General features: G+C 43.7%; 14 protein-coding genes. 2 read left to right on the top strand and 12 right to left on the bottom strand.

Annotated elements, in window-relative coordinates:
• Window positions 1-13: 13 nt before the first annotated feature.
• The 7 genes from ABFW99_RS01310 to ABFW99_RS01280 all read right to left on the bottom strand — a co-directional run bounded on the left by ABFW99_RS01310 (window position 14) and on the right by ABFW99_RS01280 (window position 4,557).
• Window positions 14-676, bottom strand: coding sequence for a class I SAM-dependent methyltransferase (locus tag ABFW99_RS01310; protein WP_349355426.1), 663 nt, complete (start codon window positions 674-676; stop codon window positions 14-16).
• 51 nt (window positions 677-727) lie between these two features.
• Window positions 728-1,309 carry a DUF6940 family protein gene (locus ABFW99_RS01305; RefSeq protein WP_349355425.1) on the bottom strand — a complete coding sequence of 194 codons (582 nt, stop codon included), beginning with the start codon at window positions 1,307-1,309 and terminating at the stop codon, window positions 728-730.
• A gap of 16 nt (window positions 1,310-1,325) precedes the next feature.
• Window positions 1,326-1,859 (bottom strand): SRPBCC family protein, encoded by a 534-nt coding sequence (locus tag ABFW99_RS01300; protein WP_440707388.1) that lies wholly within the window; start codon window positions 1,857-1,859, stop codon window positions 1,326-1,328.
• 17 nt (window positions 1,860-1,876) lie between these two features.
• Entirely contained in the window at window positions 1,877-2,197 is a 321-nt protein-coding gene (locus ABFW99_RS01295; RefSeq protein WP_349355423.1) for an ArsR/SmtB family transcription factor, read from the bottom strand.
• 130 nt (window positions 2,198-2,327) lie between these two features.
• Window positions 2,328-2,624: a hypothetical protein gene (locus ABFW99_RS01290; protein ID WP_349355422.1), complete on the bottom strand. Its 297-nt coding sequence runs from the start codon at window positions 2,622-2,624 to the stop codon at window positions 2,328-2,330.
• A 90-nt stretch (window positions 2,625-2,714) separates the two neighbouring features.
• Window positions 2,715-3,239, bottom strand: a complete 525-nt coding sequence (locus ABFW99_RS01285) for a hypothetical protein (RefSeq protein WP_349355421.1) — start codon at window positions 3,237-3,239, stop codon at window positions 2,715-2,717.
• A 34-nt stretch (window positions 3,240-3,273) separates the two neighbouring features.
• A complete protein-coding gene (locus ABFW99_RS01280; RefSeq protein WP_349355420.1) occupies window positions 3,274-4,557 on the bottom strand; it encodes an amidohydrolase family protein in 1,284 nt (427 codons plus the stop codon).
• A 170-nt stretch (window positions 4,558-4,727) separates the two neighbouring features.
• Here ABFW99_RS01280 and ABFW99_RS01275 point away from each other — a divergent pair, with 170 nt between their 5' ends.
• Entirely contained in the window at window positions 4,728-5,816 is a 1,089-nt protein-coding gene (locus ABFW99_RS01275) for a calcium/sodium antiporter (protein ID WP_349355419.1), read from the top strand.
• Between the two features lie 82 nt (window positions 5,817-5,898).
• Window positions 5,899-6,990 (top strand): WD40/YVTN/BNR-like repeat-containing protein, encoded by a 1,092-nt coding sequence (locus tag ABFW99_RS01270; protein WP_349355418.1) that lies wholly within the window; start codon window positions 5,899-5,901, stop codon window positions 6,988-6,990.
• A gap of 5 nt (window positions 6,991-6,995) precedes the next feature.
• Here the strand turns inward: ABFW99_RS01270 and ABFW99_RS01265 are convergent, their stop codons facing one another.
• From ABFW99_RS01265 to ABFW99_RS01245, 5 genes are all read right to left on the bottom strand, one after another.
• Window positions 6,996-8,636, bottom strand: coding sequence for a beta-N-acetylhexosaminidase (locus ABFW99_RS01265; RefSeq protein ID WP_349355417.1), 1,641 nt, complete (start codon window positions 8,634-8,636; stop codon window positions 6,996-6,998).
• Window positions 8,637-8,689: 53 nt separating this feature from the next.
• Window positions 8,690-9,637 carry a DNA-3-methyladenine glycosylase family protein gene (locus tag ABFW99_RS01260; RefSeq protein WP_349355416.1) on the bottom strand — a complete coding sequence of 316 codons (948 nt, stop codon included), beginning with the start codon at window positions 9,635-9,637 and terminating at the stop codon, window positions 8,690-8,692.
• Window positions 9,638-9,920: 283 nt separating this feature from the next.
• On the bottom strand, window positions 9,921-20,540 hold the full coding sequence (locus ABFW99_RS01255) for an FG-GAP-like repeat-containing protein (protein WP_349355415.1): 10,620 nt from the start codon (window positions 20,538-20,540) through the stop codon (window positions 9,921-9,923).
• Between the two features lie 73 nt (window positions 20,541-20,613).
• A complete protein-coding gene (locus tag ABFW99_RS01250; protein WP_349355414.1) occupies window positions 20,614-21,573 on the bottom strand; it encodes a hypothetical protein in 960 nt (319 codons plus the stop codon).
• Window positions 21,574-21,577: 4 nt separating this feature from the next.
• On the bottom strand, window positions 21,578-23,530 hold the full coding sequence (locus ABFW99_RS01245; RefSeq protein ID WP_349355413.1) for a PEGA domain-containing protein: 1,953 nt from the start codon (window positions 23,528-23,530) through the stop codon (window positions 21,578-21,580).
• Window positions 23,531-23,779: the final 249 nt, after the last annotated feature.

The following is a 23,779-nucleotide window of genomic DNA, read 5'->3' as shown; positions in this document are numbered from 1 at the left end:
AAACGCCTTTGTCTTAATCAGATGGAGGCGTTTTCTTTTTTACCAATAAACAAGCGTCAGCAACCTGAAACGATGTACCATCAACAGCTGATTTCTGATAGTTGTTAATTCGTTGATCAGAAACAGTAAACCCATTGGATCTCATAAGTTCGATCAGTTCATCTGTTTCGTAAAGCAGGAAATTATGTTGGGTGAACTCCAGGTGTTCAATGGAGTGTCGGGGTCGATATCCTATCATAAAAGTACCGTTGGGCTTCAGTACTCTCTTTATCTCCTGCAGATGGGTTTCCGGTGGATTCAGGAAATAAATCACATTATGAGCTATGATGATATCAAACTCATTATCCCTGAAGGGAAGAGAGGAAGTATCAGCGTGGTGAATAGTAAGCTTACCCTCATCAATTAAAGTGGAATTACGGGCTTTGGCTTCTTCACACATGTCGGTAGAATAATCTACACCGGTTAGCTTGAGTTCTGCTTCAATTTCAAGGTATTGAGAAAAGTGCTTTCCGTTCCCGAAACCAATTTCGAGAAGGTTATGATGTGGTTTCAGGTCCAGCATTTCGAATGAGAGGTCATAAAGTCCCTGGTTGGATTCGTTTAAGGCTTTGGCTACTTCAAGACCTTCTTTGCCGGTGGGCTTTCTTAATTGTTCTGAAAGTTTTTTGGATTCCATCAGATGCAATATACAAATGGAATCATAGGAATCAGCAATGGAAGATATTACTTACCCAACAGATTTATAGGCGCTGGTTTGGTAATATTTTGGTACTGAATCTATTCGAATGTGTAACCAGAAAACGCCCAATCCCGATGTGCTCAACCAAAGTGGTTCATTTTCAATCGCCCCCAGCATTTCCTCACCGGTCCGTTTCCAAAGGTTCTGTATCTGCGATTTCGGCGCCTCCCGAATAAAAGTCCCGATGTGGGCATAGCCGCTTTGCCCGTCAATAGGGCAGGGAGCGATAAGTTGTGCATCATTCCCCAAATTTCTGAAACTCACCACATCTTGTTCAGCCTTGAAATAAGAACTAAAGGTTTCAAAATCAGGAGACTTATTGGCCAGGTAATTACTATTAATGACATTAAATTCATACTCCCGGTGCATGCTCGAAGATGACATGGGTTTGTTTTCCCAAAAGAAGGCTTCAAATGGAAGCTCTTTAAGAACATTATTATAGAATGTGCGAAAATCTCTTTCCTCACTTAGTAGTTCTAAAAACTGTTGGTTTGAAATCGGTTTCTTCAGGTGAGTAATCCTGAACTTATGATGATTGTCGTCAGATTCGATTTCGAGAATATTCCACATAGTCTAATCGATGCAGTTATGAGAGCAACTGCTCGTATTCTTTCTCCAGGGGCATGTGCACTTTCCAGAAACCTTTTGGTGTATTTCCTTCCAGCAGATCTATCAAAATGCCAAGGTGAGTATGCCAGCCTGCACCAACACCAAGCTGAACCTCTTTTTCGTCAGGCAGCTGCCGGTGCGTGAGAACCAGCTTTACTCTATCGCCTTCAGGAAATAGCTCAAAAGTAACTTCAGATCCGGTTCCATCGCCTTCGGCCCAGGTATAGCTAAGCAGGTGTGGGGGATCGCATTGTGTAACAACACCGTGGGAAGTGTCACCGTCTTTCAGATCCTTATACTTTTCCGGCCATGGATCTTCTTCAGGAGATAAGCGGGTATGATTAAATTCATGCGTAACTTTTCCTCCTGTTTCTGTTTCTACATCTCCGGCAGACAGCCATTTTGCCTTCAGCTCTGACTTCGTAAGATAATCCCAGACCCTTTCAACCGGTCCGGGTAGCATTTCGTTCAAAACGAACGGTTCCAGGTTCAGTAAATACGCCTTTTTCATTATTCATGACTGCTCCATTACGTTGAAGTTTCATCTATATCGTTAAGCAGGGCTTCCAGCGTGTCCAGTTTTTGATTCCAGAATTCCCGGTATTGCTGTGTCCACTCCATTACTTCCTGAAGCTTCCGGGTATCGGCTCTGCAAAAACGCTTTCGCCCTTGTTGCTTAATTACCACTAATCCACACTCATTCAGTATTTTTAAGTGCTTTGATACCGCAGGCCGGCTCATGTCAAATTTCTCAGCGACATCATTAACAGGGAGAGACTGACCGGCCAGTAAATCTATGATTTCCCTACGGGTTGGGTCAGCAATGGCCTGGAAAACATCCTTAGACATAGAAATTCATTTAAGTAACTAATTGGTTACACGAATATATGTGTAACTAAATGGTTACGCAAATTATATTATTATGGAATGAATATTGATGTGTTATAAAGTTGATGAAACGCTCGCTAAAAGACAGCTTTTATCCCTGGGTGAGTAAAACAATCGCATCATCAAGAGCAGCAACGGAATGGCTGACTTCGGCCGGGATATCCACTTCCTGGTGTTTTTTCAGGCGAATGTCTTTTTTTTGCTGATGATAAATTACTTCTCCTTCCAGCACAAGAAGTTTGGTGGGATGATGGGCTTTATGGTCTTCCAGCTTCATTCCCTTGTTAAAACCAAAGATGAGAACTTTAAAGTGATCTCCGATATGAAAAGATTTGGCAACCGGATTTTTAGCTGTCTTAAGCTGTTCTTTAATAGCATCTATCGTCATAGTTCCGTTATTAAGTGAATGTGCCTTAACATCTTACAAAATTGGCCGGACTATTGCGACATCATGCCATTATTCATAATCGATTTAAACTCAGATTTTATTCTCTCTCAGGTCTTTATGCAGAGATGCTTCCTTCAGTTTTCGGTTTTGAAGCAGGTACCTCAGGTCGTTGCGGTTGTCGTACATTAACTGTTTATGGTAGTAGTTGATGTATTCACACACACCAAACAGGTTTGCAAAAACGGCCCACCCAATGAGATTATCAGTTGAAAGGGTTTTACCAGAAACTAACCACTGAATGATCAGAACTACAGGTATCAGCGTAATCATAAGTTGGCTCTGTCTCTTAAAACTCCGGAAACGGGAGAGGGCCGTACTTTTAAAAACCGGCCGTTCCGTTAATACGGAATACTTTATCCACCAATAATAGGTGCCCTGGAACAGAATAAAACACATCAAAAATAATCCATAAGACAAGAAAAAGATGTCGTACAGAGAGTACTGGAAGTTGAGAAAGATCATAATTCCAAAAAACATAACTACATTCATTCCCTCGACCTGGAAAGTCCATTGAAGTCGGTTAATGAGTCGTTTTTTGGAATTTTTATTGATCATAAAAAATAAAAGACTACATGGTGCTGTTAATTACTCATTTATAAATCACACCATCTTTCATCACAAAAGAAACTCGCTCCAGAGTTGTTACATCTTCGAGTGGATTTTTGTCAGTAGCTACGATATCTGCCAGTTTACCTGTTTCTATGGATCCTATTTCTGCTTCCATTCCCAAAACGGTGGCTGCTGTCATGGTTGCACTTTGAATAGCTTCCATCACCGGCATCCCCACTTCGGTCATATATTGAAACTCTCTGCCATTGAGCCCGTGCGGGAAAACACCGGCATCGGTACCAAAAGCAATTTTAACTCCTCGTTTGTACGCATCAGCAAAAGTGTTTTGTATCATGGGGCCAATTTCAAGAGCTTTGGGTACGACCAATTCAGGATAGTAACCATCCACTTTTGCCTTTTCAGCTACCCACTTTCCGGCTGAAATGGTAGGGACATAATAAGTTCCTTTTTCGATCATTAAATCCATGACTTCAGGCGTCATCTTGGTTCCGTGTTCTATGGTCCTTACTCCGGCTTCCACAGCTCGTTTCATACCTTCAGCTCCGTGAGCATGGGCAGCAACATGCATTCCGTATTCACCGGCCGTTTCTACAATGGCATTAAGTTCATCCATAAAGAACTGAGGGGCATCGCCCGATTTGGCAACACTCAATACACCGCCGGTTGCTGTTATTTTGATATGATCCGCTCCGTTTTTATATCGCTGGCGAACGGCTTCCCGGGCCTCAGCAACTCCGTTCAAAACACCGTCTGCCGGATCGGGACTTCCCATCAGGTCTTTCTTCCATCCGTTGGTAGGGTCGGCATGTCCGCCTGTGGTTGCCAACGATTTTCCAACCGTGATGATACGTGGGCCATCCACATATCCACCTTTAATGGCATCACGCAGTGCAATATTAACGCCGGAACCTCCAAGTTCACGAACGGTTGTAAACCCTGCCATCAAAGTTTCTTCCGCGTATTGAACCGATCGAAATGCTTTCTCGGCATCATCGAAGGTGAAGGGTTCCAAATACTTTTGAGGACTGGTTTCACTTTCAAGGTGCACGTGGAGGTCAATGAGTCCGGGTAGTACGGTTTTGGATTTCAGATCTATTACCTCATCGTTTCTGTTTGCGGAAACATAGCCGTTTTCAACCGCTATGATCTTATTATTCTCTACAATGATACTTACTTCACTCCGGGCTTCATCCGAAACTCCGTCTATAAGTGTGCCCGCATGGATGATGGTCCGTTGAGCAAAAGATGAGGAATAAATGAACAGTGATACAATGAAGGTGAATAGAATACGGCAGAATTTCATAGGAGTTGAATTTGATTTATCAGTGTGGCCCAATATAGGTAAATGAACCTAAATAAAAGAGCTGCTGAAATAATGGAAATGTGTAACAAGTTTTAGCGGTTTTGCATACGTTTTGAAGTGTAATTTATGGTAGTTTCAGGCGGTTTCAGTTAAAAGAAAATTCATCAAAAATGACGGTTTTATTATTCATCATTGGGTTGGTTACGCTGATTATTGGGGCAGAATTGTTCCTGAAGTCGGTAGATAAATTCGGCTTAGCCTGGAGCGTGTCTCCGGTGGTTATGGGGTTGACCGTAGTGGCCTTTGCTACCGGGGCTCCCGAACTAGCCATCAGTTTACAAGCAGCGGCCGAGGGCAAACCTGACCTGGTTCTGGGAAATATCCTGGGTAGTAACATCGCAAACATATTGCTGATTTTGGGTATAGCGGGATTGGTAAAACCGCTTAAAATCACAAACCGGATTATTAAAATTGATGTCCCGGTAGTTATAGGAGCCAGCATTTTGCTTTATGTACTGGCCATGGACGGCTTGCTTACGCTTACCGACGGACTCATTATATTTGCCGCATTGGTGGCGTATTCTGTTTTTATGTACTCCCAAATCAAAAAAGACCGAAGGGATAACAAGCTGAATAAAGAAGACCAACCAAAGCTGGATGAACCGGTTACCACACTTTTCTATGGAAAATACATTCTTCTATTGCTGGCCGGCTTGGTCCTTATTGTGATGGGCTCCCGCTGGATGGTTCAGTCGGCAGTGGAAATTGCCGGTATTTTGGGGATTTCAGAACTTATCATTGGATTAACCATTGTTTCTATCGGAACTTCGCTCCCTGAGGTGGCTACTTCACTTTCAGCTGTGCGGCGGGATGATTCTGACACGGCCGTTGCCAATGTGATGGGTAGTAACCTGTACAATATACTACTTACGTTAAGTCTGACCATTATTGTAGCTCCGGGTGCTTTGGATGTGTCTATGGATGCCATCAGGCTCGATTTACCGTTCATGGTGATTGTTGCGGCGGCCTGTTTACCGCTTTTCTGGCCTGCAAAAGAACTGGGAAGACCGGAAGCTGTAGGATTTCTTTTCTATTATTTGGCGTATATGACTTACCTGGTGTTAATTGCCATGCAACATGCACTAAAAGAAACAATGGAGTGGGGGATGATTTGGATAGTTATCCCACTTACCATAATCCTTATAATTGGAAAATTTATAGCCGACTGGAAGAAAAGAAGAGATCTGATGCTTATGTGAACAGAATAACCCGGATTTAGCAGATTGTGTTGCTTTTAACAACCCGATTGCTATATTAAACAAGAGAGAAAAAATTCGGGTCATGAAAAAATTACTTCTAATCTTCTTTTTTCCTGCATTTTTGGTGTCCGGTTGCGACATATTTAACACTGCAGGTTCCTCTAAAAAGAAAAAAATACCGGCATTTGAGTGGAGAGAAATAAACTATTTTGTCTCAGATTCGATCACTTCGGTAAACACTGATATTAACGGAGACTTATACATAGGTTCGAAAAAAAGGTGGTATGTCTCATCCGACTCCGGAAAATCATTTAAAAGGTATAAAAAACCTGATTCAACGCATTTTAGTCATATTGAACGAAGAGGTGATACCTACTATGCAATAGGCGAAGTTGTTGTTGAGGATACATTTTGGCATTCTCCAATAATGGTAGATAAGCAAGAAATCTACAGATCAAAAGATAGATGGAAGTGGGAGAAAGTAATCGGGCCTTTTAAGATGTATGATATCGCTTTCGATGATGATAATTATATGTATATATCTAAATTACAAGGAGTGGTAACGGTTAACCTGACCGATGAATCCAAATACCATACCAATTTTTATCAAAACAGTTGGTGGGGAAGTATTGTGGATGTTGTTGCCACAAATAGTAAAGGAGATATTTTCGCAGGATGCAAGGGGGGTATGTTTAAATCCAGTGACAGAGGAAAGACCTGGAATAAGATAACCAACTCGATTGGCAAAGATTATGACGACATCAAATTTTTAGAGGTTGATGAGCAAGACCGAATTATTTCAATTGCCGTTCGGAGGCTTCTAATCTCAAATGACGATGGGCAAACCTGGGAAAAATTAAGAGAGCTTGATAGTTATAATAACTTATATGAAGGCAGAATAAGAACATTCGAAGGCGTATATCCTTTAAACATGGATATTATGCAAAATGGATATTTGTATTATGCTTCAAGTTTTGGAGTTAATATTGCTCACCCTGATTCTATGACTAAGTTCTATAATACAGGGCCGAAAGGATATGATTACGACAGACCCTTCCCCTATGGAGAGATTAAGACATTTTCAAACGGTGATGTACTTGTTTATAACTCAAAGAAAATTCTTTTTGGGAAAAGAAACCTGAACTCGGAGTTCTGGATACAAAGGCTCAAGTAATATTTCTACCTCTTGTAATGAGGAGCATAATTAACTTCCAAAAAATCCAGTCGTTCAAAGTGGGTTTGTAATCGGGAATGGAATTCCAGCCAGTTTTTATTCTCCACCGGCGTCCATAACACTTCAGATAAAGCAGTAGCTCGCGGGTAAGCCATGTATTCTACTTTATCGCCCGAGTGTATATATTCGGTCCAAACGTTGCCCTGAGCACCAAGTACATACTTAGCTTCCTCTTCAGATAGCTCTTCAGGAATGGGTTCATAGAAATACACATCCTTCAGGGTCGTAAAGCCGCCAATGGCGAGAGGCTCACTTTCCGGTTCGGCCTGGTAATGATCATAGTAATTAGAGCCCCAAGGAGTCATAATCACATCGTGATTCATTTTTGCAGCCTCGATACCGCCTTTTTCCCCTCGCCAGCTCATAACGGTGGCACGTGGAGCTAAGCCTCCTTCCAGGATTTCGTCCCAGCCGATAATCTGTCGGCCGTGTTTGTTTAAAAACTTCTCTATGCGACTGATAAAATAGCTTTGAAGTTCGTGTTCATCTTTAAGCCCTTCCCGTTTTATGACTTCCTGAGCTATCGGACTTTCTTCCCACTGCTTTTTAGGAGCTTCATCTCCTCCAATATGAATGTATGTACTGGGGAAGAGCTTCATCACTTCGGTCAGCACATCTTCCAGAAACTCAAAAGTTTCTTCCTTTGGGCAATAGATATCCTCAAAAATACCCCATGTTGGTTGTACGTGATACTCTTTTTCAAAACAACCGAACTGGGGATAGGCAGCTAAAGCAGCAGAGGAATGTCCCGGCATTTCAATCTCAGGAATGACAGTAATATTACGTTTACCTGCGTAGGCTACAACTTCCCTGACCTCATCCTGGGTATAAAATCCACCGTACCTCACATTGTCATAGATTCCGGTTCCGTAACGCCCGATAAGGGTTGAATCCCTCCAGGCCCCAACTTCCGTCAGTTTGGGATACTTTTTGATCTCGATTCGCCACCCCTGATCTTCGGTCAGGTGCCAGTGAAAGCGATTCATCTTGTGCATCGCCAGGAGATCGATGTATTTTTTGACAAACTGGACCGGAAAGAAGTGCCTGGCAACATCCAGGTGCATACCCCTGTACTGAAATCGCGGATAATCCTTAATGGTCACAACCGGCAATTTCCACTCCTGATTATTGGGAGCCAGTGATGGGAGTTTATGTTCAATAACAGGATCAAAAAGCTGGCGCAGAGTCTGAATGCCATAAAAAAGACCGGTCGTTTCAGGTGCTGAAATCCTGATCTCATCTTCCGAAACGGTCAGCACATAGCCTTCCGGGTGTTCAACCTCGTGATCTTCCTCTAAGATCAGGAAAACAGCTGCATTCGTGTCTGTTCTTGTTTCCTCAAAAGAGAGCTCATGATCCATCCAGGTAGCAGAATAAAGGAGATCGGCAAGGTATTCTCCGAGAAACTGCATTTCATCGTTGTCTTCAGAAAGGTGGATGGTTGTAAACCTGTCCAGCTCAAAGTATCCTTCTCCATATTCCACAGAAACCGGTTTAGGAATGATGGATACAGTGGGCTGCGCCTGAAAGGCAAAAAGGGAATGAGTTATAAAGTAAGAGGCTAAAATAATCAGAAAGTGCTTCATAATGAGCGATCGGTTAAAAGTTAGAAGCGGATAAGATAGCATTTATAGACTTTTTATTTCTTCGCCTGCTCCTCTTTCTCTTTAAGGATGTAATTCGCATATAAAAACTCCAATGCCGAAGCTTCATATCCTTTCCAATTTTGGATGAGCTCCTGGAATCGTTCTTCCGAAGTGTTGTGGGGATCTTCTCCGTAGCTCCAGATTATCCACCGGCGGAGACCTTTTTCCTCACCGCTTTTCTTGTTGGATGGGAAAACGGCATCGGTTCGTCCACGCATCATCATCAAATCCTGCCCCGAGGTAGGGCCAATGCCTTTGATGCTTGTGAGTTCATCGTAGCAGGTTTGGGGGTCGCAGGTACTCAGATGCTCCATATCCACTTCACCGGCAACAATATCGTTAGCCAACCCGACCAAATACTGTCCTTTACGAAGAGTAGGGCCAAGTTTTCGAATATTGGCGGGGTCTGCCTTCATGAGCTGATGCGGGCGCGGCCAGGCCGGCAGTGATTTCTTCCCAAGCATCAAAGCCGTTCCATAGGTTTCCCGGATCTTGTACATCATCTTTTTAGCCGTGGGCTTATGATTCATCTGCATTTGCACAATACGGTACAATATATCCTCAAATAAATTGGCTCGGGTCATGCGCTTCAGTCCGTACAGGTCAGTGAGTTTGTCTCCGAGAACGGGGTCGTTTTCAGCCTGATCATAAAGCGGACGCAGGTCCATATCCGTACCGAAGATTTTTGTCAGGCTCTTGTTGGCTTCTGTAATTTCTTGTTTAGATAACGACTCCTGCGATTCAATATGAAATTCGGGATTTTCCGGATCCCCGTTAAAAAAGACCGTTACGATGGCGTCCGTTTCGCCGATTGGAACGGGACGTGTAAATCCTTCCTCAAAGATTTTTTCGGGTTCATGTTCGTGATCGAAGTAGGATTCGATGTCGAGGCAAAGAAACCAATCGTGGGGCGGGATGGATTTTAGGGTCCAGGAGCTCATAGGATAGTGATATAATGAAAGTTGATTACGTGAGGATATGACTAAGACCTCATGTAGTCAACTTTTAGATAAGGAAGATCATTTCAACCTTTTGAACCATGATTTGTGGGATTTTAGGATAACCTTGATTCTCATAGCAAAATCCTTCAACATAATTTCAGCAAGATCATTCTCCCACATAGTATTATCCGAAGTTGAATCTCTTAAATCTGAGAAAAAGAAAAACCCCTTAGAATCAGTTCGATTTCTAAGGGGTTTGATTAGAATTGGAACAACGTAGGTGTTACTTCACCAACACCATTTTTTTGGATAATGAATAAGCTTTTCCGGAAGCAGCTTCCACGTTCAGGACGTAGATGTACATACCGGAAGCGTAGCGTGAAGCATCCCAGTTCAGTTTGTAGTATCCCGGACGCACACCGTTTTCGTTAATCAGTGTCTCTACTTTTCGACCCAGTATGTCAAACACAGAGATACTCACTTTTGCCTGTTCAGCCAGTTCATAATGGATGGTGGTTGTTGGGTTGAACGGGTTCGGATAGTTTTGTGACATGGTGAAACTTTCCGGCAGTTCTTCTGCAACTTTGACCGCTTTTCGGGCCACTTGTTGCTGGGCCGGTTTGCCTTTCGCTCTCAGGTCGGAGGCAATGATGAGTTCTGCATCCTGATCGTTAAGCGAGTGGAAGGTGAGGGTGGCAATTTCTCGTTCCTGAACCGGTGCCAGTGCTCCGAAATTGGCTACGTTCAGCGTAATAATTCCGTTGACGCTATCCACATGTGAGAGGAATACATTGGCCGTGCTGCTGTGCATGTTGAATAACTCCTGATCGGTTATATCAGCAACGCTGAGCTTCTCCTCATCGTAATCGATTACCAGTGAAAGCGCGGTTACGCTGTCGGGGTGGGAGAGGGCGAACGAATAGCTAACCTCACGCGGAGCATCCGGATTGGAGCTATATTCCTGTGCCTGCTCTACCTTGCGATAGCTGATGTGCTGCAGCGTATCCGAAATAGAAACGGCAGATTTCTGCTGTGAAGCCGGGTGAAAAGAACCGCTTGTACCAACCGGAATTTCCGTTCCGGAAGCAAGTGATTGTTTAGCTCCTGAACGACCGGCTGAAATAGCATTGCTTACAGAAGAGCCGTTATTGACTCCGGAAATAAGAGCAGCCATATCCTGAGCTTTGGCAGCTTTGCTTCGGTTCTGCGTTAAGTTCCAGAACCGGATAAAGGCAACGATGTCTTCCACATTAAAATCGTTATCGGTATTTAATCTGGCATTCGGGAAGCTTAAACCACCGCTGAAATCAAGCGGAGCGGTTTCAAAGCCGAAGTTGTTATCTCTCCAGCCGTCGCTGAAGGCATTAAGGTCATCAAAGTCTACCGCGAAGTCGAGATTGAAGTCCCCGATCATGGTACTGTAAAATTCCGGAGAGGAATAGGTGTCGTCTGCGGAAGTAAACTGTCCGTCTCCATCTATGTCTATAAAGTATTGACCTCCGCTGTTATCCTGCATGGTCTGTGAGGAGATTTGTACAGTCAGGGTATCCAGTGTATAGAAATTATTGTTATCAAGGATCAGGCTATTGCCTTCTGCATTTAGTGCTCCCGAAGTAATAGTTGTCCCATCATCATTTGTTATGGTTATAGCACCGGAAAACACCGTTGAGAAGTCATTGAGGGTATTAACATCGGTATCCAAGACAATTTCCACACCGTGATTGAGATACAGAATGTTTCCATTTGGATTGAAATCGCTGATAGTCAGAGGAGTGATCAGGAAGTTTTGGCTAACTCCGAGTGTACCGCTGAACTGTCCGCGGATGGCGATGTCAAGGTTGCCGTTTCCATCCATATCATAAGGGTGGATGCTTACCGCTCCGTTAAAATCGCTAGTTAGTACATTCGCAGAGGAGAAGGAATTGCTTCCGTTGTTTTGGAACCACATGCCCTGTCCGTCGTCCGGTAAGGTTGCGAGTACATCAACCAGTCCGTCTCCGTTAAGGTCGCCTACCGAAACATCAACAGCCTGGGTGACACCGGTTCCGATGACCGACTTACTGCCAAAGGTGCCGTCTCCATTGTTGATAAATGCTCCTACCTCGCTGTCACCGGAGGAAGCATAAACTACATCGAGATCACCGTCATTATCGAGATCGGAGGCAGTTACTCTTTCAGGATTTGTGATGTTACCTCCGATTACGGTTCGGGTGAATGACCCGTTACCATCGTTTTGGTAGTAAGCCACTTCATGACCTCCGTTTTCACCTGAGATGATATCCGTGAGGTTATCTCCGTTAAAATCGGCAGCATAAACTGAGTTAATCTGATTACTGTTATCGACCACAGAGTTTTCTGATCCGAATGCTACTTCAGACAGGAAGCTTTGGTTTTCGTACCAGCTGATCTTTCCATCATTTGATGAAGCAATAACCACGTCGGTAAAACCATCATTATTCATATCCGCCGGGAAGATATCCGAGATACCTGTGTGATTTATTGATACCGTAGTCTCATCGAGGAAACCGGTGCCGGATGTACTTCCGCCATTGTTCTTCAGCACTCTGAACTCATTATTTACATTGGAAATAAATACAAGATCCGGGAATTCATCGCCGTACACGTTCATGGTGCGGACAATTTTAGGATTGACCGATCCCGGGTAATTGAAATTCAGGGACCCCTGGAATGGGTTATCTCCGTTCGAGAAGTACATGGTTATGATATTATCAGCCGGACGGGTGGCAATCAGGTCTTCAAACCCGTTCCCGTCGATGTCTGCAGAGGTAATATTCCCCACACCTGCGAAACCGGTCTGCGTATCAAACAGTCCAAAAGTGCCTTCACTTTCATTCAGGTACAGAAACTTACCCGGATAGGTGTATTCAATTCCGTTGGTTGTAACTGTTACATTCACAAATCCGGTTATACCTGCAGGAGATTCTACGACAATTGAGGCTGAGTCAGCACTGACAACGTTAGCGTCAGTACCGCCAAACTGAACCTGATTTTCAGAAAGTACATTAGAAAAACCAATTCCTGACAATGTAACCTGAGTTCCTTCAACACCTGAGTTTGGGAAAATTCCTGAAATCTGGGTTGATACGGCTTTAATGCTTACAGTATCAGAGGGCACACGGGTATTACTTGAATCGATGGCTACTACCCGGTAATAGTAGGTTACGCCGTTATTCAGACCTGTATCTTCGTAGGTGGTACCCAATTGAGGGGTGGACAGCAGGGAAGTGAACCCATCAACATCAGGGTTGGTACTGCGAACCACATCGTAGCCCAGAAGGTCAGTTTCTGCATTGGCATCCCAGCTGAGTGAAGCTGATCCGATATCGCTGGAAACGGTTACACCGGTAGGAGGCAGAGGAGGGGTATCCACATTCTTCAGCAGGAGCAACTGATTCGAAGTGTAGTCTCCAACAATCAAATCCAATAAACCGGATTCGGTCAGGTCTGCAGCTGCAACAGATCGTAATTCTCCGGCACCTGATAGCAGAGTATCTGCAGTATCAAAACTACCTGCACCAAGGTTTTTATACCATACCAGATAACCGTTCAGTGTAGAAACAATGACGTCTTTTAAATCATCACCGTTTAAATCGGCAGCTGTGGCATTAAACGGATCTGTCAAGTCGCTGGATATTACGCTTTGTGCTGCGAAAACGCCATTACCTGAATTGTTGGAATACCAGGCTACTTTTGAGTCGGTTTGTGAAATGGAAAGAACATCAACAAAACCATCATTATCCAGATCAGCGGTGATGACATTTTGAGGATTGTCAACCGAAGAGCTTATTTCCGAAGCAGCAGCAAAGGTGCCTGCGTTATTAACGTATTGTACAATTTGATTTGTAGCTTCAATGGAGGCAACGAGATCAAAATCGCCATCGCCGTCAAAGTCAGCAGCTTTCACATCATTAACCAAAGCGGCATTTCCGTCTATCAGTTGCTGGAGAACAAAGGTGCCTGTTCCGTTATTCTCGTAGTATGAAATATCGTCAGAAACGGTATGAACATGAATGATATCCGTATCACCATCAAGGTTAACATCAAAAGCTATGACCTTCTGTGTGTTGTAATTTGAGATAACCGGGAAGGTCTCAATTACGGAACCATCGACGCTTGAGAAGTTAAATGCCCCGTCATTTTGGTACCAGGCCAGAACATTGTTATACGCTGCGGCTACATCTAACACACCGTCACCGTCAAAGTCAGCATAAGTTACGCTGCGTGCACGGGCGTCACCTGTTTCTCCAAGTGCCTGTGGATTCGAGAAAGTCAGATTTCCCTGATTCTCCAAAAACTCCACATTGTTGGATGCATTTTCATTGTAGGAAGCCGTCAGGATATCAAGGTCCTGATCGTTGTCCAGATTAGCTGCCTGAATATCCAGCACACCCGACAAAGTCGCCAGGGTTGTAGGATCCTGGAAGAATCCACTCTCACCCGGGGTATCTTCCAGTACGGTGTACATGTCAGGAGCATTAAGGAATGTGTTCCCATCTATAACAACCGTAACCTGATAGGTGCCCGGAGTAACAGCCGGAACAGTAACTGTGATCTGAATCGAATCGGATGAAGCAATTGTTGCACTCTGTCCACCAATCTGCACATCAAGCGAAGAGTTGGTAAGGTTCGCACCGTAGATAGAAAGTGAACTACCGGCATCACCTGCAGTTGCAGACAGTGCATACACCTGCTTAATCTTAAATGGAACGACTACTTCATCACTCAGCTGAGATAAGCTGCCGGTAACCGTATCGTAGGCTGCAGCACGGTAGTAGTAGGTAGTATTCTCAACCGGAGTAGTATCCGTGAACGAAGTGTCACTAAGTACTGATGTATTTAATCTTGTGGCTGAGGTTGAATCCGTAAAAGAAGAAGTTGATCGGTACACATTGTATCCACCGATGTTCGGTGCCGGACTCGGACTCCAGTCAAGATCTATGGATGAAAATCCTGCGGTTGCTGTCAGGTTCAAGGGACCCGGGGTTTCAATAGGGATAATATCACTTGAGAATCGTGGAGCAATTTGAGCACCGTTAAAGGCCCCCAAAACACCCACCAGGTCAAGGTAGGCCGGAGGGGTGTCTCCAATCACTTCGGTTTGAGCCCAAAGGCGGATATCAATTGTATTACCGCTAAAAGTCTCGGCGGTAACATTTGTGTTTACAGCCGATGCATTAGCCGGCCATGTGCCGGGATCGGTAATCAGGTCATTAACTCTGACCAGTCTTCCCTGAAGGTTTTGCAGGTCGGTAGATGGATCACCGGCATTTACAAAATCATTATAAGATATAGTAATCGGATCAGGCAGGGTGTTACCGCTGTTAAGAACAGAGATGTTATTATTGACATCGCTTACTTCGATTTCACGAAGACCGCTAAAGGTTTCAAGTTCGCCTTCCACTTCCACACTGTCACCTGTTGCTATTCCTGAAACAGCTGCATCACCATTGAACACAACAATCCCAAAATCACCGTCTTGTATATAAAAGGAAGTATTATTGGCAGAAGCTTGAAAGTTCGGTGAGGTTACAATACCCCGCACCCGGACATACGAACTATCGGCGGAGTTTTTGGCTGTTTCCAGCGAAATATATTCGTTATCCGGGGTGTAATATCGGATATCACTGTTATTGATAGGGTACAATGCATAGCCCTCATCACCGGTGCCTGAGCTTTGATAAACAATACCGGTAAATTCAAAATCATCCGGAATAATCTGCCCGGCAATTTCTGTAGTGAATGAAGGTCCAACAATAAGGCGAATGGTTCTTAAAACATCATTTTCATAGAGGTCATAATCTGTCTCATTCACGAAGTTTTGACCGGCTTCGGTTAAAGAAAGATTTCTGGCTCTAACCAATACCGACTCATATTGTTCGAAATCTGAAACATTGCCCAATACAATATCAATGGGGTCAGGCAGAGGGTTCTGAGCAGAAATAACACTCGCTGACGAAATATTGACAAGCTCCTTCATGGAGTTTACTTCCGCAAGCGTCCCTGTAATTTCTACCAAATCACCAATCTGCACAGCAGCGTTGTAAAGCGGGGCATTGAAATTGGTGGTGGCATATATATGCAACCCGGCATTGTTCTGCTGAATCTTAAATACATTCTCATGCTTTCGCGTGATGATTCCCTGGATCTTTACGTTTTCCCCATTTGCAAGCTGCCGTGCATCGGCGATGGTTGTTAATGGAAGAGGAGGGGTTTCATTCTCATACCAGGCAATTTTATCGTCGATACTGGAGGCTGAAACTACGTCCAGATCTCCATCGTTATCCACATCTGCCACATCGATATATCTCGGGCCGTCAATGGTAGCCGAAGTAGCAATCGACACCGTATCCGTTACAGAATTTCCATCCGTTATAAGTACCTGTATTACATCACCACCTAAAGAGGAATATAAAATATCATAGAAACCATCCCCATTGAAGTCAATAACTTCCACTTCATCCGGGTATCCAAGACTTTCATGTAGTACAAATAAAGGAGGATTCGCAGAGCCGGTGCTTTGGGTAACCGTAATGTTATTAGAAAAAGAAGTGCCAATATAACGGCGGCCGAAAATGATATCTTCAATGCCATCATTGTTGAAGTCAGCCGATTCCAGGTCGGAAATAAGGTCATTGGTGTAAAAATACTGATTGTTAAGGTAGGTGAAGTTGCCATTGCCATCATTTACATGCACTTGTATACCTTTTCCATCTGCGTAGGCAATTATTCCATCTTGATCACCATCACCATCATGGTCAGTGATATGGAAGTCTGCGATATAAGTTGATGAGAAAGAACTACTGTTATAACTATATACGTCTATTGGTGCATCAGCCGTACCGTCTCCATTATTTTTATGCCATACTACTTTAGAGTAATAAGTGGTAAAGCCACCTGATTGCGTATAGTAAAGATTTACAACCGGGTCCTTTAATCCATCCCCATCCATATCAATCATGGTGAAGTCTTTCAGGGTTGGAGTATATCCGCTTTGAGATGGATAATTGTACAAATCGTAGGGAGTGCTAAACAGACCGGATCCTGTATTAGGATAAACTCTTACGGAACGGTTGCTTCCATCCAATGTGACGATATCATTATCCCCGTCGTTGTCCACATCGGTAATTTCTATGTTGTAAACAACAGTGCCACTTCCGATGGGAGTCCGGGTTCCAAAACTGCCAGCTTGATCATTTTCAAACCAATCCAGGTTGTCGTTGGTATTCGACCATGTTACCACATCCTTGTATCCATCTCCATTCAGGTCTCCAAAAACAGAAATATAGGGTTGTTCCGGTTGGTTATAGATAATGTTTTGTCCGTCGAAATAGGCACCTTCGCTTTTAAGAACGGTAAAGGCATTTTGTTTTACTACACTTCGGTTTCCACTTGTGATACTTAATTCGGCAGGTCCGGCAGCTGTTACGGGAATTTCAATAACCAATTTATTAGCGTAAGCAGCTTCTCCTTCAGAGCTTACTACATTAGCAGCAACGTCATTGACAGATACCGTTAACTCAGAAAGGTCTTTACTGAACGAATTACCAAAAATTTCGACTTCTGAACCTGGAGCAGCCCCTAAAGGAATTACATCGGTAATTCTGAGTTCGGGAACAATATTTCTATAAAATTCCAGGATTCCACCAGAAAATGGACTTCCAATGATGTCCAAATCTCCGTCATTATCAAAATCACGTACATCCGTTTTTCGTTGGAGTCCGGTTGTTCGTATAGGTCTTATCTCTGAGTAATCGAAAGTGCCGGTTTTCTCGATCCAGAACAAGTAGTTGCTATTACTTCCCAAAATATCTTCATCACCATCGCCATCAAAATCAAGTACTTTCATTTCATAGCGTATATCATTTCCGGTCGAAGAACTGATGGCAATTTGTGATCCAAAGGTGCTGTTTCCGTTGTTAATCAGATAATAGGTTTCGCTGGATGTTGCCGCTATGATATCCGGATAGTCGTCATTATTTACATAGGAGGAAGCTACCGTCCGATAGGAGGACGAACCAAGGCTGGCTACAAGGGTGAAAGAACCTGTTCCATCATTTCTAAACCAGTTCAAAATGCCATTTTGGCCGGTTATAACATCCAGGTCTCCGTCCAGATCCAAATCTGATAGGGTAAAATCGTAGATCAGGCTTGAACCTGTAATTATGCTTTGCTCTGTTTGAAATGTACCATCCCCGTTACCGGCAAACCAGCTAAGCGACCCACTTCCTAAATTACCACCTAGCAAATCTAAATTACCGTCTGAATTCACATCAGCGGCTTCCATGTGGTAGTTGAAAAAGGTGGTGGTAAAACCGGTTAGGTGTATTTTATTTCCGAATGAGCCATCGCCGTTACTCGGAATGAATATGAGGGAGTCAGAACCAAGACTTGTGAAATAGACGAGATCTTCAAACCCATCTCCGTTAAAGTCACCTGCTGTTTGTTCTACAATAGAAGTATTCGCAATAGAAGTACCATAGGTGAAGTTACCGTTACCATCATTAATTAAAGGAATCAGTTCGTAAATGCCTCCACCTAAACTATAATTATCCAGCACGTCATAATCGCCGTCTCCGTCCAGATCCAGGCTAACTGAAATGTTCGAACTGGTGTTACCATTATCGAAGGATTCCGCAAATTCGAAATAGGCAGGTTGCTCTTTTATGACCGTGAACTTGTCTGAATACTCCGCAACATCTCCGTCCGTTTGGACGATCAGATCGTGGATACCAGAATTCATGGAAGGAACCGTAACGGTCAGCTTGGTGGATTGTGCTGACTCCACCGTTGCCTGTACGCCGCCGATGTAAACGGAACTGGAACTATTAAATCCGGAACCATATACCTGGATGGAAGAACCCGGAGCGGCGGCCTCTTTAGATACTTTGGTTACATAAGAAACGATTTCAGTACCGGTGTTTTCGTACCAGGCTATTTTGTCGTCGGTCGTAGACGCAGACATCACATCCTGATCCCCATCACCGTCTAAATCGGTGGCATATACACTTACTGCACCATTGGCAAGGGTAGAAATAATAGCTTGGGATGCAAAAGTTCCGTCCCCGTTGTTTTGGTACCAGGCAATTTTGTTATCATTTTGGGAAGCGGAGAGTACATCTTGGTCCCCATCACCATCTAGGTCAGTAGCATAAATATTGAGGGCCCCATCAGCTAATGTAGAGATAACGGTTTGAGAAGCGAAAGTACCATCACCATTGTTGGAATACCATGCGATTTTGTCGTCGGTTGTAGACGCAGACATCACATCCTGATCCCCATCACCGTCTAAATCGGTGGCATATACGCTTACTGCACCATTGGCAAGGGTAGAAATAATAGCTTGGGATGCAAAAGTTCCGTCCCCGTTGTTTTGGTACCAGGCAATTTTGTTATCATTTTGGGAAGCGGAGAGTACATCTTGGTCCCCATCACCATCCAGGTCTGTAGCATATACACTTCGAGCACCATCTGCGAGTGTAGAAATAATGGTTTGAGAGGCGAAAGTCCCATCTCCATTATTCTCATACCAAGCAATTTTATCATCTGAGCTTGATGCAGAAAGTATATCTTGATCACCATCATTATCTAAGTCAGTAGCATATACACTTCGAGCACCATCTGCGAGTGTGGAAATAATGGTTTGAGAGGCGAAAGTCCCATCTCCATTATTTTCATACCAAGCTATTTCATTATCAAGTTGTGAAGCTGATATGACATCTTGATCACCATCATTGTCTAGATCCGTTGCGAAAACACTCATAGGTCCTTCAGCAAGAGTAGAGATAATAGCTTGAGAGGCGAAAGTCCCATCTCCATTATTCTCATACCAAGCAATTTCCATATCCCAGATCGAAGTTGAGAGAATATCTTGGTCCCCATCACCATCCAAATCTGCTGCATAAATACTGTGAGCCCCATCAGCAAGGGTAGAAATAACATTCTGAGTACCAAAACTGGCATCAACGGCATTAAGTACAGTAAAGCCGTTAGATAGAGTATCCCCGCCAAAGAAATTGGTAACGGCAAGGTCCTGAATGCCGGCGGTTGTGTTTGGAACTTCAACGGTGATCTTAGTTTCACTCCTTGAAATTACGTTTGCCTGTGTGCTCCCAAAGCGTACAGTCGGGAATGAACTATCGAAAAACCCACTTCCATAGATGTCTACCTCAGAAAAAGGAGCTGCGGCATTGGGCTGAACATTCGAAATTCTCACCGGAGTGGCATCCAGTCCGGTAAGAGCAATATTATCTAAAAATACGGCATCAATGCCATTGGGATCATCAACGGATTCATCCTTGGTGAACCAGAAGTCGATGTAATACTGACCGGCAGGGAGGTCATACACCGGGCTGTCGGTCCATGCAATGGCACCGGAAGCAGAATCTACAATAGCTCCGTTTATTTCGAGGTAGAAATAATCAAAATCAGCTTCGGTGCTGGTGCGGTACTTAAATTGAAGCGTTCCGCCACCGTCATCAACAATTACAAACATAGCCATATTGGAGGTCTGAGAACTGTCTATTGCCCCGCTTTTCAGACTATGTCCGGCTTCAAAGGTATTGGCTGATTTTGCTAACGACCACGGGGTGGAAATTTCACGGCCGAATTTATTTCCGCTTGTGAACCAAAGAAAATTCCCCGGTAATGTGCTATCTGAAAACGTGTAAGTAATACTGCTGGTCGGGAAAACCTCACTTTCAGCTACTTCATCTCTTCCGGGAGATGCCGGCTGCACCGGGCTGTTTAAAAACATATCCGTATTGCCGGATAAAGCAGTGGGTGAAACCGTTTCACTAGCTGCTTTCTTATTCTGAGCAAAAACAGAAGAGGAGGTGAGGGCACCGAAGGTGAAAATCCCGAATAGTAGAAGGCCTTTTTTCATAATACAACGTGTTACTGCGCGGTTGATAGTCGTAGAGTTAATTAATTTTTTTGAATACATAATGCCCCTGTGCTTATTGAACTACATCTGCCTGATCGAACTGCAGAATGTCTATGTCAAAGCCCTGGGAGGACTTCAGCACAGAAGAGTTATGTATGGATAAACTGGTGTTGCCCTGGAAGCTGCCTGTTGGAGCGAAAGTTATCTCACAAACGGCTCCGCCTCCCGAGATGGAAGCCGTGTTACCGGCTATCCCGGCCTCGATGGTTATTAAGCCCGATGTAATCTCGGGTTCAACATAAATCAGCGTATTACTTCCATCCGGGTTCAAAAAGCTACCTGCTTGTCCGAATACCTGAACATCGGTAACAGAGAGCAGTGTATTACTATAACTGAGCACCAAAGAAAATGCGGTGAGATCATCGGTTTCCTGTATCTCATCCAGATAAATTTCAGCGGTGTATGTGCCGTCATTATTGCTATTAATGATATACGGATTGAAGAGGAATCCGCGGCTCTGGATGGCATTCACTGAAAATTGCCCCTCGAAGGTGGTATCCTTTACAGCAGATGAATTCGGAACCGGATATTGAGCATAGATTTCAAAGGTGTATAATTCTCCTCCGAAGGTCTCATTAAGGTTGGATATAGTGATAGATTCGGATCCACTTACAGGTTGAAAGCTTTTGCTCTGTATGCTTTCTTCAGGAGAAGCGTATCGATAACTGTATTCAAAATCGAATTCAATGGTGGAGCCGTTAGCATCTACTACATCCCAGTCGAGTGTGATTTCTCGCTGGGTTACTTCAAAGGGATTATCCAATGAAAAACTTCCATTCGTAAAACGAATCCCGGGCAGGGTATAACTTGGATCCGTTGGGTCATTAGAATTGCTCGCCTCCTCATCTTCATTCTCAGGCAGTTCGCTAATTTGACTGATAATGGTATCACATGATATCAACGCTCCTGAAATCAGAAGGAGTAACAGGAGTGAAATGTGCTTTTTGAAAATATTCATTGTTCGGTTATCCATAGTCTTAAAAATTTACCCTCATGCTGATGCCGTTATTCCGCGCTTCAAACTGAACTTTGGCGTCCTCAAGTTTTTTCTTGTTCGACTTTTGCAGCAGCAAATCCACAATCTCAACACCCTTTACTGCGATGTAGGCAGTGAGCCCCAGCTTCATTTGGTCAAGAGCGTCATTGGCAGTGGCGTAATGACCCCGGTAATCTGATTTCAGCTGATCAAAATTTGCTCCAGCCGGTGCACTATTGTACAAGTCTAATGCCGTTTGATATTTATTGTAGGAATTATTGTAATCCACGTACGACTTAATGCTGTATGCGAGTGCACCACCTCCGGCGAGGAAGTATAGCCATCCTCTTCCGCCTTTGCCCAAGTAGCCATGACCCACTCCGGGGAAAACCGCACCCGGTATTACCGATCTAAGCACGGCCTTGCCTTTACTTCGGGGCTGGAACTCATCCACAAAAGTAACCTCCTGACTCAATGAGTTTACCTGAACTTCTTTGGTTACATCGTCAAAGCCATCTTTTTCGATGGTTATTTGGTATCTGCCAAATTGAAGAGAGGGGAGCTGAACCGGTGTTTCATCATAAGACCTTGAGAATCCGGGCCCGTTAAGCTCCACTTCTGCATCCGGGAATATACTGTTAATGGTTAGGCTGCCTCGTCCCTGAACTTGATTCAGATCAATACTGATCTCTTCATCATCATTTCTGCGAATTTCAAATTCCCGGGTTTGCGTATCAAAGTTGAGTAATTCAGCTGTTAACTGATAGTTACCCACCGGTATGTTTCTGAAGGTCTTTGAACCAACCCATTCTTCTTGTACCTGACCATCCTTACGTAGGGTGAACTCGGTATTCTCTTGCTGGGCAATTACGAAAAGGTTACCTGTAATTTGTCCGAGAGTGATATTCTCGACAAGTGAATCGCCCTGACTTATGTCTACAGTTCTTCGAACCGGATCGAAACCGGAAGAACGTACTTCAAGTATGTGCGCCCCTGGAACCAGTTCTATATTTTCCCGCTGGCTTTGTGGCTGATCATCAATGAGAAGAGTAGCATCTTCTGGAGTGGTATTAACGGAAAGGTAGCCAATATACCGCTGCAGGTTATAGCTGAGCTCCGGGTTTTCGCCTGTAAATTCAAACTCATCCTCTACGTTGGAATATCCTGGATAGGTTAACCTGATTTTTAAATTTCCGGGATATATGTTTACCCTGAGGGGGGTAACTCCACGTGCACCGGGTTCATCATTTAAATAAATGGAGGCACCGGAAGGTGAAGAGTTAATTAAAACGGTAATAGGGTTGATTTCATCCATCGTATATCTAAAGGTATTTACCCTATCTGCTGAAATGGAAATGGAATCATCAATAAACTCATGCCGGTCTTTACGAATCTGTACAAAGTGATCGCCGGTAGTAAGTTCAGTATCAAACACAGTGCCCGGCACATTAAACTCTTCACCATCAATAAAAATCGTACTGTTTTCAGGAGAAATATTAAACTGAACCGGTTCCATCGTAGATTTTTGATCACCGGTTACCTGGATTTCCCACACTTCGCCGGCTTCCAGGTTGATGCCCTCATCATTTAAAACCAATTGAAAAGGAGGGTAGCCATCTTTGTAGATACTTACTACGCGTTCATTGGTAGAGAGATAAAGAAGGTTGTATCCGGGAAGCTGCTGAACCTTATGGATTCCGTTGTTCGACCGAAATGTTAAACCCGTAAGGTCTGAAATAATCCGTAGGCCAGCCGTCAGGTTACCATTAATGTCGCGGTTGTCATCCCTGTCAGCAATGATTTCGCTTGGCAGGCGTTCAGCCTGCCCAACGATTCTCAGTGAAGACATTTCTTCGTTATTATCCTGAGCCAGAATGTAGTTGAGGGGGGCTGCCCCAAATAACAGAGATAGGATAATGGGAACAAATAAGAGTTTAGATCTTTGTTTATGCACTTTTTTGATACTTCTTAAGATTAAAGTCACCGGTAACCCCCTGGCAAAACAGTCCCCATGAGGACTTTACCAAAGACATTACAAACATTTATGAAAACATTAACTACATATATATGTAGTATTAGTAACATACAGCTTGCCCACTACAAAGAGGGTTCAGCTATATCATATTTTTTTTATAAATAGAGAAGAATTGACGAACAGAAATCCCCAAATTTCTGTGCATCTGAAAAATTACCTAAAGCACCA

The organism is Gracilimonas sp. BCB1 (assembly GCF_040117685.2).
In the GTDB taxonomy this organism is placed as follows: domain Bacteria; phylum Bacteroidota; class Rhodothermia; order Balneolales; family Balneolaceae; genus Gracilimonas.
The sequence above is the reverse complement of the archived record's forward strand: the minus strand, read 5'-3'. Positions and strand labels throughout refer to the sequence as shown.